The sequence below is a fragment of the Halorubellus amylolyticus genome, assembly GCF_034808145.1.
Lineage (GTDB): Archaea > Halobacteriota > Halobacteria > Halobacteriales > Natrialbaceae > Halorubellus.
In genome coordinates this window covers 1-330 of record NZ_JAXHGM010000032.1, presented here as the reverse complement: position 1 = coordinate 330, position 330 = coordinate 1, and the positions used below count along the sequence as shown (strand labels likewise).

Here is a 330-nt window from a genome sequence, read left to right as displayed (position 1 = left end):
CACGAACGTAGAAGAATCATGTCTTCACCTTTGACCAAGGACCTGCGCGGAAAGCACGGAATTCGCTCGATCCCCATCAGAGTTGATGATGAGGTCGTCGTCATGCGTGGACGTCATAAGGGAAACAACGGACGCGTCATCAGATGTTATCGTAAAAAATTTGTCATCCACATCGACAAAATCACCCGTGAGAAAGCCAATGGCTCCACGGTGCACATCGGAATCCACCCTTCTAAGGTGGCCATTACCAAGCTGAAGTTGGATAAGGATCGCCGTGCTCTCGTCGAACGCAAGGCTGCCGGACGTGCTCGTGTCACTGGTATCCTCAAG

At 51.5% G+C, this 330-nt stretch carries 1 protein-coding gene; it reads left to right on the top strand.

The window, feature by feature from the left end:
• The coding region (rplX, locus tag SM754_RS20160) for a 50S ribosomal protein L24 (protein WP_323677928.1) at positions 1-330 on the top strand (330 nt) is incomplete at both ends.